We start from the raw sequence: 16,798 nt of genomic DNA, 5'->3' as shown, positions 1-16,798 counted from the left end.
AGGATACGTACCACATGTCTAATTCGTTTGTATTGGTGATTAACTCAGGCAGTTCTTCACTAAAATTTGCTGTAATCGATTCGCAAACAGGCGACGCGATTGTTAGCGGTTTAGGTGAGTGCTTTGGTTTACCAGAAGCTGTTATTAGCTGGAAATACAATGGCGAAAAAACAGAGGAAGCAATCACTGCTCCTGACAATCATCACCAACATGCGATCAATCGCATTGTAGATCTAATTGAAACGTTAGGCTTTACCTCTGATTTAGTTGCTGTTGGTCACCGTATTGTACATGGTGGTGAGAAGTTTACTTCAACCGTACGTATCGATGAAAATGTACTGACTGAAATTGAAAGCCTTTCTGACCTAGCTCCGCTCCACAACCCTGCTGGTGCAAAAGGTATCAAGGCTGCTATGGTTGCATTCCCTAGCTTGCCTCAGTTCGCTGTATTTGACACGGCTTTCCACCAATCAATGCCTCAAAAAGCATTTACTGGTGCAATCTGTAAAGACCTATACACAAACTACGGTATTCGTCGTTACGGTTTCCACGGCACGAGCCATTACTTTGTTAGTCGTGAAGCCGCTAAGATGGTTAACAAGCCAATCGAAGAAGCGAGCTTCATCTCTGTTCACCTAGGTAATGGTGCTTCTGTTTGTGCGATCGAAAACGGTCAATCTGTTGATACTTCAATGGGCTTTACGCCACTTTCGGGTCTTATGATGGGTACTCGTTGTGGTGACTTAGACCCAGGTATTATCGAATTTTTATTGAAGAAAGGCTGGAGCCAAGAGCAAGTTTTTGAAGCTCTAAACAAGAAGTCAGGTTTCTTGGGTGTATCTGGTCTTACTTCTGATGCTCGTGGTGTGCTTGAAGCAATGGAAAATGGTCACGAAGGTGCGAAGCTTGCATTTGAAGTTTTCACTTACCGCGTCGCTAAGTACATTGGCTCTTACTTAATTCCATTAAGTCATCTTGATGCAGTGATCTTCACTGGTGGTATTGGTGAGAACTCTCTTCCAATTCGTCGTGAAATTCTGAAGAACCTAAAACTGTTAGGTTTTGTGGAAGATGAAAAGGGCAACGAAAATGCTCGCTTCGGCAATGCAGGTGTAATCGCGACATCTGAACTTCTAGGTGCAGTTGCGGTGGTTATCCCAACTAACGAAGAGTTCGTTATCGCTCAGCAGTCAGTAGAACTGCTATAAAAATCTACTCTTTTTTTGGGAAAAAAAGTCTGAAGCCCTTTCCGTATGGAAAGGGTTTTTTGGTGCGATAAACATATTTCAGAACTTGCATTCTTTTTTCGCAACCAACGAAAGGGCGAGTTGCTGATGCAATCAAAATCTCACTCAATATCCATGTGACCTATATCACCTTAAGAATGAATCATATAGAATAGCGACCCAATTCCATCTGACCTTTTAAAACAGTATCTCGAAAGTAAATTAAGAGCTTGTTATTAAAAGAAATTTACTTCGAGGGCGCTGCTTTGATAAGTACAAACAACATCACCATGCAATTTGGTGCCGAACCACTGTTTGAGAACATTTCTGCTAAGTTTGGTAACGGTAACCGCTATGGCCTGATTGGGGCGAATGGTTGTGGTAAATCGACATTCATGAAAATCCTCAGCGGCGCGTTAATGCCAAGCTCTGGTAACGTGTCGATCACCCCTGGATTAAAGCTTGGCGTATTGAGCCAAGATCAGTTTGCGTTTGAGCAATACAGTGTTATTGATGCGGTGATCATGGGTGACCGTAGATTGTGGGAAGTGAAGCAGGAGCGTGACCGCATTTACTCATTGCCAGAAATGAGTGAAGAAGACGGCATGAAAGTCGCTGAGCTTGAAAGCGAATTTGCAGAAATGGATGGCTACACAGCAGAAAGTCGAGCTGGTGACATTTTGCTGCAAGCGGGCATCGAAGAAGAACTTCACTTTGGTTCAATGAAGCAAGTCGCACCAGGCTGGAAACTGCGTGTGTTATTGGCGCAGGCATTATTTGCGAACCCAGATATTTTGCTACTCGACGAACCTACCAACAACTTGGACATTCATACCATCAACTGGTTAGCAGAAGAGTTGAATCAACGTAAGTGTACGATGATCATTATTTCCCATGACCGTCACTTCTTAAATTCAGTATGTACTCATATGGCAGACATAGATTACGGTGAGTTGCGTATTTACCCGGGTAACTATGAGTATTTCCTTGAAGCGTCAGGTTTGCGTCGTGAGCAACTTTTGGCGTCTAACGCTAAGAAAACGGCTGAAATTAACGAGCTACAAGAGTTCGTTAACCGTTTTGGTGCCAATGCATCTAAAGCGAAACAAGCCAGCTCTCGCGCTAAGAGAATGGAAAAAATCCAGCTGGATGAAGTCAAAGCAAGTAGCAGAATCAGTCCATCGATTGATTTTGGTGAAGGTAAAAAGCTGCATCGCTTGGCGTTGGAACTACAAGATCTTGGTCATTCGTTTGGTGATGAACTGCTGTTTGAAAAGGGTAACTTGCTTTTAGAGGCGGGTACTCGCTTAGCCATTATTGGCGAAAACGGTGTCGGTAAAACCACATTATTACGCTGTTTAGTGAATGAGTTAGAACAAACTCAGGGTGTGGTTAAGTGGTCAGAAAATGCATCAATCGGCTATTGCCCACAGGATAGCAGTGCGGATTTTGATAATGACTTAACCATTTTTGAGTGGATTTCTCAATGGCGAACGGTTAAGCACAATGACTTGATGGTTCGTGGCATTCTAGGGCGTTTACTGTTTACTGCCGATGATGCCAACAAAAAGGCAAAAAATTGTTCAGGTGGTGAGAAGAACCGTCTGTTGTTTGGTAAGTTGATGATGCAAGACATCAATGTGCTGGTGATGGACGAGCCAACGAACCACATGGATATGGAAGCGATTGAAGCGCTGAACAGTGCATTGAAGGTGTATACTGGCACGTTGATTTTTGTCAGTCACGACCGCGAGTTCGTGTCTTCGCTTGCGACATCTATTATTGATGTTAAAGATAAACAGTTGGTGAGCTTCCAAGGCTCGTTTGACGAATATATGGCACATCAGCAAAAAGTGCTGAGTGCAGCTTAGTTTGGCATTAAAACCGAGTATTCAAAGCGAATAGCTTCAGACATTAATTGAAGGTTATTCGCAGTATTGAATTTATTCCCCTAAGGGGTATGTGGTAAGCGATAAGCACCACTCATTATTAAGGAGTCGTTCATGAGCCATGAATTTATGACTGAAGAAGAACGCATTGAACTACAAAAAAACAACCCGCTGCACGGTCTTAAGATTGAAGATATGCTGAAGCAGTTGGTTGATCATTATGGTTGGGAAATTCTTGATGCCGCGATGCGCATGAACTGTTTCAATACCAAACCAACGATTGCCAGCAGCGTTAAATACCTGAAGAAAACAGAATGGGCGCGTGAGCGTGTAGAGAACTTCTACCTTTACCGCTTCAAGCGTATGCCAAAAGCGTCTGAGTATGAATATGGCCTTCCACCACGTGCGCGTACGTTCCGTCATGGTCTAGAACCACGTGAGCCAATGGAACTAACAGTAGAGTCGATCTTAGCATCACAAGCGAAAGCAGCGTCTGCTCACAAAGCCCGTGCTTCTAAGCAGCGCTCTGATCGTGCACGTTTCCATCGTAGCCGATAGTTAGAGTCGCGCACTGTTGTTAGGTGCGGATGTAAAGCCTTATTTAGGTATCGATGTCTTGTATGGGATGCCTTAAATTGGGATCGAAAATTAGAAAAGCCCCAATAACTGGAACTCTGGTTATTGGGGCTTTTTTTGTACTTTCTAACTATTCGTTGTTTTTCACAATGCTAATTAGTCTTTATGTAACTTTACTTAATTTTTCAAACATGGTATTTGTTCATAATGTTAAATCTTGTTGTAAATTGTTATTTGTTTGGTATTGGATATTGATTGTTTCCAATAGTTATCTAATAAAGGATTGGTTGGTTCTTTATTCGTTGTTAACTGTTTGTTTTACGAAATAATACAAAATAGACTATAGTAGGGGATTGATGAAGTATCACAAAATAAGGTGCAAAAACAAGGTGAGATTTTAGTTATAGCGTGAATGTTAAATTTGTCTAAGATGGCGGCACTACAAAGGTTATCAATTTACACCAGATAAATGTTTTATCTAGGCGTGAATCATTAACAAAAATAACTATGTCGTGGACGAAAGTATGTTAAATCTCGCTATATCTACCTTCCCGATTATTCTTTTGATCTGGATGATGACCAAGAAGAAAGCTCTGCCTTCGCATATCGCTCTTCCTCTTACTGCTCTAATTATAGGATTGCTACAATTCTTCTATTTCGGTACTGATACGACTGATATCATTGCCAATCTAATCTCCGGCACACTCTCTGCTATTACTCCAATTTCGATTATTGCCGGTGCAATTCTCTTAAACCGTACTATCGCTATCACAGGTGCTGAAACGGTTATTCGCCATTGGCTTGAAAGTATTAGCCGTAACCAAGTTGCCCAACTTATGATCATTGGGTGGGCGTTCGCCTTTATGATCGAAGGCGCTTCAGGCTTTGGTACTCCAGCAGCAATTGCTGCGCCTATCTTAGTTGGTCTTGGCTTTCCTGCACTGCGTGTTGCGATGCTAGCGTTGGTGATGAACTCGGTACCCGTATCTTTTGGTGCAGTGGGCACGCCGACATGGTTTGGTTTTGCAAGTTTAGGCTTGGATGAGTCTGCCCTGCTTAATATCGGTCAATACTCAGCAATTCTTCACACCATTGCGGGCTTCGTAATCCCAGTGATTGCACTGAGCTTTGTTGTCGATTGGAAAACGATTCGTCGTAACTTTATCTTTGTTCAGTTGAGTGTTCTTTCTTGTACCGTTCCATACGTGCTGTTTGCTCAATGGAACTATGAATTCCCATCATTGGTTGGCGGTGCAATTGGTTTGGCGATTTCAATTCTGCTTGCTCGTTACAATGTTGGTATGGAAAAACGTAGTGACAGCGGTGAGAAACAAGCGGTACCAGTTACACGCGGCCAAGTGCTACAAGCAATGAGCCCAACACTACTACTGATTGCTATTCTAATCATCACTCGCATTCAACAACTCGGCATTAAAGCGCTGCTTAATGATGGTACGCCGCTGTTTAGTTTGCAGTTAGGTGGCTTAGGTGAATTTAGTTTGAGCCATGCACTAATTATCAAGTTCGCACACATTCTTGGTACGGATGCTTCTTGGGCGTACAAAACCTTGTATGTGCCAGCGCTGATTCCATTTTTGCTAGTGGTGTTCTTGTCAATCTTCATCTTTAGCATGTCGCGTTCACAAGTTACACAAGTATTTACCGAAACGGCTAGCCGCATAAAAATTCCATTTATTGCGCTTGTTGGTGCGCTAGTCATGGTTAAGTTCATGATGATGGGCGGTACTCATTCACCAATCATGACCACAGGCCACGCATTCTCTGAACTAATGGGCACGAAATGGCAGTTCTTTGCGTCCTACCTTGGTGCCTTGGGTGCCTTCTTCTCAGGCTCGGCAACCGTATCCAACCTTACATTTGGCGGCATTCAACAAGCGATTGCCCACAGCGTGGGCTTGCCTGAACACCTTATTTTGGCGCTGCAATCAGTAGGTGGTGCAATGGGTAATATGGTGTGTATCAACAACATCATCGCTGTATCGACAATCTTGGGTATTTCAAACCAAGAGGGCTACATCATTAAACGTACGGTCGTGCCAATGGTGTTGTATGGCGTGATTGTGGGCATCGCGAGCTTAGCCCTATAAAAATTTATAGCGCAGTGCTCGGTTGGTACTACGCTAAATATATAAATATAAAGATAAATATATTCCTTAATCGGAGCAATGTTATGAAGATTAACTTCTTTGTCACCTGTATTTGCGACACAGTAAAATCTGAAGTTGCAAAGAAAACAGTGTTGTTACTTGAAGAACTAGGTTGTGAAATCCTATTTCCTAAGCAGCAAGGTTGTTGTGGCCAACCATCACTAAACAGCGGCTATGTTGAAGAAAGCAAGCCGGGCATGAAAAACCTCATTCAGGCGTTTGAAGGGAATGATTACCCCATCGTTACGCCAGCAGGTTCATGTGCGGCAGCGATTAAGAAGTATCCTGAATATCTTGCAGACGAGCCGGAATGGGCAGAGCGTGCTCAAAAAGTAGCAGATCGTCTTTTTGAGCTGACTCAATTTATCGTCAATGAGCTTGGTGTAACCAATGTCGGCGCTCGCCTAAAAGGCCGCGCTGTTTACCACCCATCATGCAGCTTAATTCGTAAACTCGGCGTACGTGAAGAACCTTTAGCACTGCTTGCTGCGGTGGAAGGGTTGGAAATGGTGCCAATCAAAAACCAAGAAACGTGTTGTGGCTTCGGCGGTACTTTCTCAGTGAAAATGGCCGAAATTTCAGGCGAGATGGTGAAAGAGAAAGTTCAGCACATCAGTGAAGTTGAACCTGATTTTCTTATCGGTGCTGACAGTAGCTGCTTGATCAATATTGGTGGTCGAGTGTCGCGAGAAGGCAAACCTGTAAAAGTCATGCACATCGTTGATGTGTTGCTAAGCCGATAGGAGTAACACTGCTATGTCGATGAAAACCAGTAATGAGAACTTCAAACAACGTATTGATGTTCACATGAAAGACGAGTTTATGCTCAAATCGGTAGCGAATGCGCAAGAGCGTATGTTTGCTAACCGTCAAATCGCCGCTGATAGACTGGGTAACTGGGAACAATGGCGTGAAATGGGCATGGATATTCGTAATCACGTCCTTGAAAACCTAGATTACTACCTGCACCAGTTGAGCGAAAAAGTGCTTGATAACGGTGGTCACGTGTTCTTTGCTAAAACCGCGAAGGAAGCCACTGACTATATCGAAGGTATCCTCAAAGCGAAAAACGCTAAAAAAGTGGTGAAATCTAAGTCAATGGTGACTGAAGAAATTGGTGTTAACCAAATGATTCAGCGCAATGGCTGTGAAGTGATTGAAACCGACTTAGGCGAATACATTCTGCAAGTGGATGATTGCGATCCACCGTCGCATATCGTTGTGCCAGCACTGCATAAAAACCGTACCCAGATTAAAGACATCTTTAAAGATAAGCTGAACTATCAAGGTAGTGAAGACCCAGAAGAGATGACTCGTTTTGTTCGTCAACATATTCGTCACGATTTCCTAGAAGCGGATATCGGTATTACGGGTTGTAACTTTGCGGTTGCTGAATCAGGTACCGTGGCGCTGGTGACCAACGAAGGTAATGCGCGTATGGCAACGACGCTGCCTAAAACGCACATTGCGGTGATGGGTATGGAGCGCATGGTACCAACGTTTGAAGAGTTGGATATCGTGATCAGTTTGTTATGTCGCAGTGCGGTTGGCTTGCCATTAACCGGTTACGTGACTGCGCTGACTGGCCCGCGTGAAAACGATCAATGTGACGGCCCTGAAGAGTTCCATCTAGTGATTGTGGATAACGGCCGATCAGAGATTTTAGGTTCAGAGTTCCGCGATATTCTACGCTGCGTACGCTGCGCTGCGTGTGTAAACACTTGTCCAGCTTACCGCCACATTGGTGGTCAGGCGTATGGTTCAATCTACTCAGGCCCGATCGGTGCCGTATTGTCACCACTACTTGGTGGCTACGATGACTTTAAAGAACTGCCATACGCATGTAGCTTGTGTAAAGCGTGTCACGATGTGTGCCCAGTGAAGATCCCATTATCAGATTTGCTGCTTAAACATCGTGAAAAAATGGGCAAAGAGGGCATCACTCCTGTTAGTGAACGTGCGGTTGTAAAAGGCTTTACCATCGTTAACGCGACACCGTTAGTGTGGAATTTAGGTGTGAAAGCCGGTGCCGTGATCGGTGGCAAGCTAATTAAAAATGGCAAACTGCCATTTAGCCTCGGTGCCATTGGTAAATGGACTCAAGCGCGTGACCTTCCTCAACCAGACGGCGAGTCATTCCGTAGTTGGTTTGAATCAAGAAACAAAAAATAAGGAGTGATGATAATGTCGAATACAATTGATAGAGAAAAGCGTCTGCATAATCGTACTTCATTTCTTTCTAATATCGCGCGTCAACTTGGTCGAACTCAACCACTGACTCAAGTTGAACGACCAGCATTGCGTCATACTTGCCAAAATGAAGTGATGGCCACGTTTAGCCAAGATCAGCTAAAAGATGAGTTAGTTCGCTACACTGAAACATCACTGGGCGCAAAAGCAGTGGTCACAACCAAAGCGGATCTAGAGGTAACCCTAAAACAAGTTTGCCTAGATTACTGCAAAGATCAGCAAGGCAATGCGGCTGCAGGTGAAACGATTGTTTCTGCCACTGCGGCATTACTTGAAATGGTATCGCCACAAGCGCTAGAAACTGATGAGCACAAAGTGCATGTGTGGGATGCTGCTGCAGGCTTTGATGCCAACATCAAAATTGCTGAACGTGCCAAGGTTGGTATCGTGCTGGCAGAAGAAGCATTAGCGGAATCAGGCACTATGGTGCTATACAGCCAAGCCAATCAAGGCCGTGCAGTAAGTTTGCTACCTGAGGCATCTATCTTTGTTGTGGCTAAAAGCAATCTCAAACCGCGCCTAACGCAAGCTACTGCATTGCTGCATCAAAAAGCGAACCAAGGCGAGCGCATTCCATCATGTGTTAACTTTATCTCAGGCCCAAGCTCAACGGCTGATATTGAGTTAATCAGGTAGTAGGGGTTCACGGCCCTGTGTTTGCTACTTATGTCGTTATTGATGATATGTAACGTCATTGGTTGGTAAGCAACGATTTGAAAAATTGCTCTTTGGGAATTTCTAACAGGAAATAGAGCAGTAAGGCACACTCTAACGGGTGTGCCTTTTCATATTTATTTTGCAGATATACGGTAGCCCATCAAAGGGTGAGTTGGGTATATAATCAGTCCCAGTAGAAAATTAGAACAATAAGGTAGGGTATGCCACATATAGATGATCTCGTTTTATTTACTCAAGTTGTTGAGTACGGCTCTTTTAGCCAAGTCGCTCAAGTGAATCACACCACCAAATCCATGGTGAGCAAGCGTGTGAGTAAACTAGAGAGTGAGCTTGGTATTCAATTACTCTATCGAACTACGCGTAAGCTGACTTTGACGGAAGCGGGTGAGATGCTTTACTACCGCTCTAAAGACATCAATGCGACCGCTAAAGCGGCATTTGATGCCGTAATGGGTTACAACGAGAACCTCTCTGGGCATATTCGAATGTCAGTGCCGACCATCTCTGGTGAGTTACTGCTTGCAGAGGCAGTCTCCGAGTTTTGTCAGCAAAACCCCGGCTTGACCGTTGAAATGGCGATGGACAACAACTTTGTTGATTTAGTCGCTGATAACTATGATTTGGTTATTCGCACTGGTTACTTGGAAGACTCGAGTCTTATTGCTCGCTTTATTTTTAACTCTCATTGGGCGGTGTGTGCGTCACCTGAGTATCTCGCGAAGAATGGGGTACCACAGTTACCGAATGATTTGCGTAAACATAATTGCCTTGGCTATACCCATGAGAGCGGTGGCACCTTTGATTGGCAATTCAAAAATAACAGTGATGTCTATACCGTTAAAGTGAATGGTAATTTCTCATCCAATAATGCAGCAGCGTTGCGTAAATCAGCTCTGGCGGGAAACGGCTTAGCGTATCTACCGATGTGCCTAATTTATGATGATATTCAAGAGCATACGCTTGTGGAAGTGCTTGGTCACCATACCGCAAAGGTCGTTGGAGTTTACGCGGTTTATCCATATACCAAAAAGCCAGCCAAACGCATTCAAATGCTGATCGAGCATCTGCGCCAGCGCTATTTTGACATGAAAGAGCGTTTTTAGGATCGATAGACAGATTAGGGGAGGTAGCGCCTGCTTCTAATCTCGTTTTAACCATTCCCCCCGTTTAACTCCTTATCCATTTACTCGCTGTTTCATTTCAATTGTTTAACCAAGCGTTTCGCCGTTAATCCAACCGTATTTGTATTTTCTATCCTGTTGCATATTTCGCTTGAGTAGCAATACGAAATGTTATGTTATAACATTTCGTTGTCGTATTTATGGATATAAGCCGCAAGGTTATTCTGAACTGTGTGCGATGAGAACCATTCATGAGTAAGCAAACCAATAGCGTCCCTAGTTGAGGAGTACATGATGAGCGCGAGGAGTGAAGCCATACGGGCTGTACCAACCAATATAATTACCGGTTTTCTTGGTGTTGGTAAAACATCGGCTATTTTGAATCTACTCAAACACAAACCAAGTAATGAACGCTGGGCGGTACTAGTAAACGAATTTGGTGAAATTGGCGTTGATGGTAGCTTGCTTAAGGGGCAGTCGAGTACAGAAAGTGCATCGCAGGTATTTGTCCAAGAAGTGCCCGGGGGCTGTATGTGTTGCGCTGCGGGTCTTCCTATGCAGATTGCATTGGGTCAGCTTTTAGCACAAGCAAGACCCGACCGATTACTGATTGAACCGACGGGATTAGGTCATCCAAAAGAAGTACTACAAGTATTATCCAGTGAGTACTATCAAAAAGTTCTGTCGCTGCAGAAAAACATCACATTAGTGGATGCTCGAAAGCTATCCGATCCCCGTTATATAACGCACGAAACGTTCAATCAACAAATCGCGATTGCAGATACGGTAGTAGGCAATAAACAAGATTTGTATCTATCAGGGGACGAGGAAAATCTAAAAGCCTATGTGGCAAAGATAGGGCGTCCTAATGTTAAGACGATATTTGCTCAGTTTGGTCACATTGCTTTTTCAGAGTTTGAAGGTGAAACCTCTGTGAATGAGTATTTCCCTTTGCACCATCATCACAAAAGCAAGCCTTTAGCATCAGAGCTTCCTATCCCTGAGAGTGGTTTCATCATGGCTGAGAATCAGGGTGAAGGCTTTAAGAGTGTCGGTTGGCGTTTCGCTACAACTATGCATTTCGAGCGAGCAAAGCTGATTGAGTTGTTACTACAACTCGATGTAGAAAGAATGAAAGCGGTATTTATCACTCAAGATGGAATATTTGGCTACAACATGACCGAGGATGGTCTTACGGAAGCAGAGCTAGACGAGTGCGGTGAGAGCCGAATTGAGCTTATTGCAACCGATGTAGATAAAGAGTTTGAGTTGCAGTTGCTGGAATGTGTCGTGAGTCAAGATGATGATCGTAAAGGTTAATTACCGGCTTTCAAACATTCTCTTCAATCAGAGAGTCAATTTAATCAGATAGTTAAGTTATGAATCGTTTTAGAACTATTGCGGCAACGATTGCTCTGTTTGCATTTGTTTGTGCGTTTTTTATTCCCAGCTCAGATGAACCATGCGTTGCAAATGAACACGTTCCTGAATTAAAGGCAAACGTGACGACAAACGAACAATCCCAGGTCGAGAACACCGCTCGCGCGGAGCAAGAGATTAGCCAGTCTCCACAATCCAAGAACATTCAATATATTGTAAAGGTAGGGGATACTCTCAGTGCGATCTTTGCCCAGCTCAATATACCCTATGAGATACTCCATGAAGTACTTGCTGTCGACTCTGATCATTTGCAACTGGATACAATCCAGCCGGGCGAGGTACTGGAGTTTTCACTCGACCCGACCGGTCAACTGATGAGTTTGACTTATCACATTAGTCTGGTTGAGCGAGCGATCTATACCAGAAGTGAGCAAGGTTTTGTTTATGCGCTTAATGAACTGCCGAGTCATTGGCGTGAGACTTTGTTTTCCGGTGAAGTAAAAGGAAGTTTTTCTGTTTCGGCGTACAAGCTCGGTTTGACGTCAAACCAAATCGCGAATATTACTCGAGTGCTGCGCGATAAACTCGATTTTACTCGAGAGTTAAAGGCCGGAGACCATTTTGATATTCTCGTGGAGCAGCAATATCTAAATGACCATCCAACGGGGATTAGTGAGATAAAAGCCATCTCGTTCAAATTAGCAAAAGGGGAAATATCCGCCTTTTTAGCTGAGGATGGCCGCTTTTATGATCGCGAAGGAAATAGCCTAGAACGTGCATTCAATCGCTATCCTGTTGATCCACAATATCGACGTATTACGTCACCATTTAATCCTAAACGTAAACATCCGGTTACTGGACGTATTAGCCCGCACAATGGCACAGACTTCGCCACACCTGTCGGGGCTCCCGTCTATTCGACAGGAGATGGAAAGGTGATTGCGGTTCGGAACCATCCCTATGCGGGTAAATATCTCGTGATTGAGCACAATAGTGTGTACAAAACGCGATACTTACATCTCAGTAAGTTTTTGGTTAAAAAAGGCCAACAAGTAAAACGAGGGCAAAAAATCGCAATTTCAGGGGCGACAGGGCGCTTAACTGGGCCTCATCTTCATTTTGAAGTGTTAGTGCGCAATAGAGCCGTTGACGCGATGAAAGCAGACCTCCCGATTGCATCTTCATTGACACAGAGTTTTAAGCCTGCCTTTGTTGCGAGCATAAATAAATTCGATGCGCTGGTGGATAAAGAAAGAACACATTCGTGAGCTTCTAGCGTTATCTGGTAAGTCACCAATAACGCTAGTCATTCTTATCTCGGCTGTAGCCAAACGATATATCTGCCAAACTATCTAGTCGCTTGGCTCACCAAGTATGCGAGATAGATTTGCTTGAACGTTGAATCCAATTACAAAGGTTCAGTGGTGTGGAAATAAAACGCTCCAAGTAGGCTTAGAGCGCTTAATTTCGAGGAGCACCGTCTTAGTTCTGGCTCGTCTTAACGGCTTTTTTATTGCCGATACCGACATTCATCGCATTTAACAGATCGCCATTGTCTTGTTGATATGCCCAAGAGAACACGCCTGCGAGCTTATGTTTAAGCGCATATTGTGCTTTCTGATACACATCGTAAGGGTGGTCAAATGTCACAACGGCTGTATCAGTTTCTCGCCACGCATAATGGCAAGCACATTGGGGATCATACCGAATTTCGAATCCGTCTTTTCCTTCGCCTTTATTGTCGTTGGTCGTCAATTCCGGCTTCATCTATCGATGCGGGGTAAAGCTCTTTGGTTGCAGTGCCAAATGGACCACCTTGTTTATGTTCGGTGACGCCTTGCCAACCACGCGCGTATTTGGCAATTCCAACAACCAGTTTATCTGGAGCCACACCTAACGAGATAAACTTATTGACCGCCGCATCAACACTGTGTCCGTAACCTTGCTGCGTATTATGAGGGTGAGTTTTAAGGTTAGTGTGATGACCAATATTATTTTCTGTCCATGGTCCATAAAAATCATACGTCATCATAAAAATCAGGTCGGTTGAAGGTGCGACTTGGCTGTAGTCGATAAACTGAGTTAGGTAGTCGATGGTATTGACCGCTGCAGAGTTGATGTATTTACGCTCATTCTTTTCACCTAGTGCGTCTAGACCTACTTTTAGATCTTGCATCAGGTGAGCAAAACCGATGCCTTGCTCTTTGGTTAGAGGGTATTCCCAGTCGATATCTACGCCATCAAATACCGGGTACTTATTTAGATAATCGAGAGTGGATTGCACAAATGTTTCGCGATTATGTTTATTTTCGGTTACTTGCTCAAAAGTGGCGGAACGCCCACCGCCGCCAATCGATAATAAAATTTTTAAATGTGGATACTGTTTTTTTAGCTGTTCAAAGTAGGGAATAAAAGTCGTATCGGTGCTATTGCTGTTTACTGCGAGTTGATTGTCCTCTAGCGTAAGACAAATATCATCGAGGACATCTCGCTGCTTGTCTCCACATACTTCAACGAATGCGTAAATCAAGTGGCTAATATTGTTTGCGTTGATTTTAAGTACTTCTTTCGGATCTACCCAATTACCAATATACGTGGCCACCACTTTGCCGCTGGTTTGTTGATAATGCCCATGCTTCCCAGAGAAAAAGTCATGATCTTTCACAAGTTGTTCATTAAGATTGTTGGCAAAACTTGAGGGTGATGCAATTAAAGCGGCGGATATTAGGGTAGGTATTAGTTTGCTCATAGCAATCCTTCAGCGAAATAGTAATAAGGATATTAATAGAGTTTTAATGTATTTCTTCTGCGCTGATTGTGGCAAGTGAAAATTATTGTTGTTCAATAAGTTGCGAGATGATTCTTGTTTATTTTAGATTGGATTTAAATGATTTAGAAAGCCGATCAATTCATGATATTTAAAATAAATTTAAAGGAAGTTTCGAAAATAATGCTCTAACTGATGTCAGAGCATTATTATTCATTAGATAAGCGTCATTAATTTAGCTATAGATACAGTCGGCGCATTTCTTTTTTATCGACTTTACCTACGCTGGTTTTGGCAATGGCGTCTACGAACTTAACTTTAAGTAGCAGCGCTTCTCTCGCAAGGATTCCTTTGGTGATGAAGTCTTTGGCAAAACCCAGTAACTCTTTTTCCGTCACTTGAGCCCCGTCTTTTAATGTTATCAATGCTAGTGGTATTTCACCCCATTTGTTGTGCGGCATACCAATCACAGCCACCTCAGAAACCGCTTGATGCTGGTGAATAATATCTTCCAGTTCAAGTGAACTTACCCATTCGCCAGAGATTTTGATCATGTCTTTAACGCGGTCAGTGATCTTAATAAAGCCTTCAGTGTCGATAGTGGCGACATCACCTGTGTGTAGGTATCCGCCTCGCCACAATGCTTTTGAAGCCTTATTATCTTTGTAATAATTTGGCGTTAACCATGGTGCTCTTACTACAATTTCGCCACTCGATTCACCATCGTGATCGACATGCTGCATATCTTCGTCGACAATATGAACTTCCACCATGGCCACTTTTTTACCAGTTTTTGAGCGGTATTCTGCTTGCTGGTCGATATCTAGCTCTAGCTGTTCTGGTGTGAGCTGCACGATAGAAAGAATAGGGCCAGTTTCACTCATACCATAGCCAGCAAACACATCGATATCGCGTTCGAGCGCCGCTTTACATAATACTTTTGGTAATGCTGCTCCGCCAATCACGACTTTCCATTTAGATAAATCGATGGATTGTGATTTAGGCGAGCTAAGCAATAAGTGCAATATCGTCGGTACACAATGTGAGAAGGTGACTTTTTCCTGTTCAATAAGATTAAGCAACACATCAGGTACGTATTTACCTGGGTAAACTTGTTTAACACCCAACATGGTTGCCATGTATGGTAACCCCCACGCATGCACATGGAACATTGGGGTGATTGGCATGTAGATGTCACCTTGATGAAGGCGTCCCTGAACCGCATTGGTACCCAAAGAACTTAAAATTCCTAGTGTATGTAAAACTAGCTGACGATGCGTAAAGAAAACCCCTTTCGGCATGCCGGTTGTGCCAGTGGTGTAGAAAGTCGTCGCTATCGTGTTTTCATCAAAGTCAGGGAAATCAAAATCAGGCGCTTCTTGTGCTAAAAGCTGTTCATATTCACACTCTTCGTTGTCTCGCAATACTACATACTTGGTTACCGTATCGATGCGGCCTTTGATTTGGTCGAGAATGGGCAGAAACTCTTCGTTGATCAGGATAACGTCGTCTTCCGCGTGATCAATCGTATAGAGAATTTGCTCAGGTGATAGGCGCACATTGATCATATGTAGCTTGGCACCAATCATCGGTATGGCAAAGTAACACTCTAAATATCGATGTGAGTCATAATCCATTACGGCAACCGTGTCGCCCTTCTTAACGCCCATTTTGGTTAACGCATTAGCGAATTGTTTTACTCGGTTGTGAAAGGTTTCATAGCTATGACGGCGAGAAGTGCCGTATACAATCTCTTGTTGAGGATTAAAAGCAACAGGAGAGAAAAGTAAGTTCTTTATCAGCAATTGATAATTTGATGGTTCGTTCACGTATTGCATCATATCGGTTCTTCGAGTTATTTGTTGATTTTATGTGCTATTTTGGGTTTGTAACCAGACTTCTAGCTAGGTTGATTGATTCTTTAAAGCATAGCAATCATGTTGCTTTCCAAATGTTAAGCGAGTGCAATATTTACTAAGCACGTTTACTTCAAAGTAATTCTAAGGAAAGAAGAAGTTAAGCACATACACGGAATTTGGCTTATGTTAGCATCCGCGCGAAAGATATCAGTATTAAGGTAAACAATATGTCTTCTGATTTTTACGGTAGCAGCGCAAGTTACAAGCGTAACGAAAGTGATTATCGTGAGCGAGCGTTGAAACTATATCCTTGGGTTTGTGGTCGTTGTGCCCGTGAATTCGTCTACTCAAATTTGCGTGAGCTTACCGTTCACCATGTTGACCACGATCATACCAACAATCCTTCGGACGGCAGCAACTGGGAGTTATTGTGTTTGTACTGTCACGATCATGAGCATAGTAAATACCTTGAGCATGAACGTTATGGAAGCGAAGTGAAACCTGGTGAAGATGACCATCAAGGCGCAACTTACAATCCATTTGCTGATTTAGCTGCGATGATGAAAAAAGGCAAATAGACATAAACTCAACGTTTAATCCCGCATTAAGCCGTGCTATCAAGCGCGGTTTTTTTATGACTTGAATATGAGTGACTACAAGCAAAATCAAGGTCTAGAAGGGTAACGACTGAATATCATTCTAAAGTTGATACTCAAAATGCAACTCAATTTGAGATAGCTATCTGTAATCAAAACAAAAATATTACAAATGCAACCTATTTATATGCCATCTGATTTATGCAATAAGTGTGATCCCTGACTATGCTTACAAGTAGCTATTTAGCAACGAATAAATAAACGAAAGTTAGCTTAGGGATGAAGACT

At 43.2% G+C, this 16,798-nt stretch carries 13 protein-coding genes and 1 pseudogene; 11 read left to right on the top strand and 3 right to left on the bottom strand.

Annotated elements, in window-relative coordinates:
* The first annotated feature begins 14 nt into the window (after positions 1-14).
* The 10 genes and pseudogenes from Vt282_RS17590 (at position 15) to Vt282_RS17545 (ending at position 12,556) form a co-directional block, all read left to right on the top strand.
* A complete protein-coding gene (locus Vt282_RS17590) occupies positions 15-1,208 on the top strand; it encodes an acetate/propionate family kinase (RefSeq protein WP_162048243.1) in 1,194 nt (397 codons plus the stop codon).
* Positions 1,209-1,492: 284 nt separating this feature from the next.
* Positions 1,493-3,097: an ABC-F family ATPase gene (locus Vt282_RS17585; protein ID WP_162064239.1), complete on the top strand. Its 1,605-nt coding sequence runs from the start codon at positions 1,493-1,495 to the stop codon at positions 3,095-3,097.
* A gap of 147 nt (positions 3,098-3,244) precedes the next feature.
* Entirely contained in the window at positions 3,245-3,673 is a 429-nt protein-coding gene (locus tag Vt282_RS17580) for a VF530 family protein (protein ID WP_162048649.1), read from the top strand.
* 542 nt (positions 3,674-4,215) lie between these two features.
* Positions 4,216-5,799: an L-lactate permease gene (locus tag Vt282_RS17575; RefSeq protein WP_162064238.1), complete on the top strand. Its 1,584-nt coding sequence runs from the start codon at positions 4,216-4,218 to the stop codon at positions 5,797-5,799.
* 83 nt (positions 5,800-5,882) lie between these two features.
* Positions 5,883-6,602: a (Fe-S)-binding protein gene (locus tag Vt282_RS17570; RefSeq protein ID WP_162064237.1), complete on the top strand. Its 720-nt coding sequence runs from the start codon at positions 5,883-5,885 to the stop codon at positions 6,600-6,602.
* A 13-nt stretch (positions 6,603-6,615) separates the two neighbouring features.
* Entirely contained in the window at positions 6,616-8,031 is a 1,416-nt protein-coding gene (locus tag Vt282_RS17565) for a LutB/LldF family L-lactate oxidation iron-sulfur protein (RefSeq protein WP_162048240.1), read from the top strand.
* Positions 8,032-8,043: 12 nt separating this feature from the next.
* A pseudogene (locus Vt282_RS17560) lies at positions 8,044-8,798 on the top strand (LutC/YkgG family protein).
* Between the two features lie 189 nt (positions 8,799-8,987).
* Entirely contained in the window at positions 8,988-9,890 is a 903-nt protein-coding gene (locus Vt282_RS17555) for a LysR family transcriptional regulator (protein WP_162064236.1), read from the top strand.
* A gap of 312 nt (positions 9,891-10,202) precedes the next feature.
* The gene (locus Vt282_RS17550; protein WP_162064558.1) at positions 10,203-11,228 is read left to right on the top strand and encodes a CobW family GTP-binding protein; all 1,026 of its coding nucleotides are present in this window, start codon (positions 10,203-10,205) and stop codon (positions 11,226-11,228) included.
* A 59-nt stretch (positions 11,229-11,287) separates the two neighbouring features.
* The gene (locus tag Vt282_RS17545; protein ID WP_162064235.1) at positions 11,288-12,556 is read left to right on the top strand and encodes a peptidoglycan DD-metalloendopeptidase family protein; all 1,269 of its coding nucleotides are present in this window, start codon (positions 11,288-11,290) and stop codon (positions 12,554-12,556) included.
* Between the two features lie 214 nt (positions 12,557-12,770).
* On the opposite strand, the gene Vt282_RS21370 is transcribed toward Vt282_RS17545, so the two are convergent.
* From Vt282_RS21370 to Vt282_RS17535, 3 genes are all read right to left on the bottom strand, one after another.
* A complete protein-coding gene (locus Vt282_RS21370) occupies positions 12,771-13,055 on the bottom strand; it encodes a glycosyl hydrolase family 18 protein (RefSeq protein WP_269472624.1) in 285 nt (94 codons plus the stop codon).
* A complete protein-coding gene (locus Vt282_RS17540) occupies positions 13,024-14,037 on the bottom strand; it encodes a glycoside hydrolase family 18 protein (RefSeq protein ID WP_269472623.1) in 1,014 nt (337 codons plus the stop codon). Before Vt282_RS17540 ends, Vt282_RS21370 begins: the two co-directional genes overlap by 32 nt.
* Positions 14,038-14,294: 257 nt before the next feature.
* Positions 14,295-15,896: a long-chain fatty acid--CoA ligase gene (locus Vt282_RS17535; protein WP_162064234.1), complete on the bottom strand. Its 1,602-nt coding sequence runs from the start codon at positions 15,894-15,896 to the stop codon at positions 14,295-14,297.
* Between the two features lie 245 nt (positions 15,897-16,141).
* Here Vt282_RS17535 and Vt282_RS17530 point away from each other — a divergent pair, with 245 nt between their 5' ends.
* Positions 16,142-16,492, top strand: a complete 351-nt coding sequence (locus tag Vt282_RS17530) for a YajD family HNH nuclease (RefSeq protein ID WP_162048234.1) — start codon at positions 16,142-16,144, stop codon at positions 16,490-16,492.
* The last annotated feature ends 306 nt before the right edge of the window (positions 16,493-16,798 follow it).

The organism is Vibrio taketomensis (assembly GCF_009938165.1).
Classification (GTDB): domain Bacteria; phylum Pseudomonadota; class Gammaproteobacteria; order Enterobacterales; family Vibrionaceae; genus Vibrio; species Vibrio taketomensis.
The sequence above is the reverse complement of the archived record's forward strand: the minus strand, read 5'-3'. Positions and strand labels throughout refer to the sequence as shown.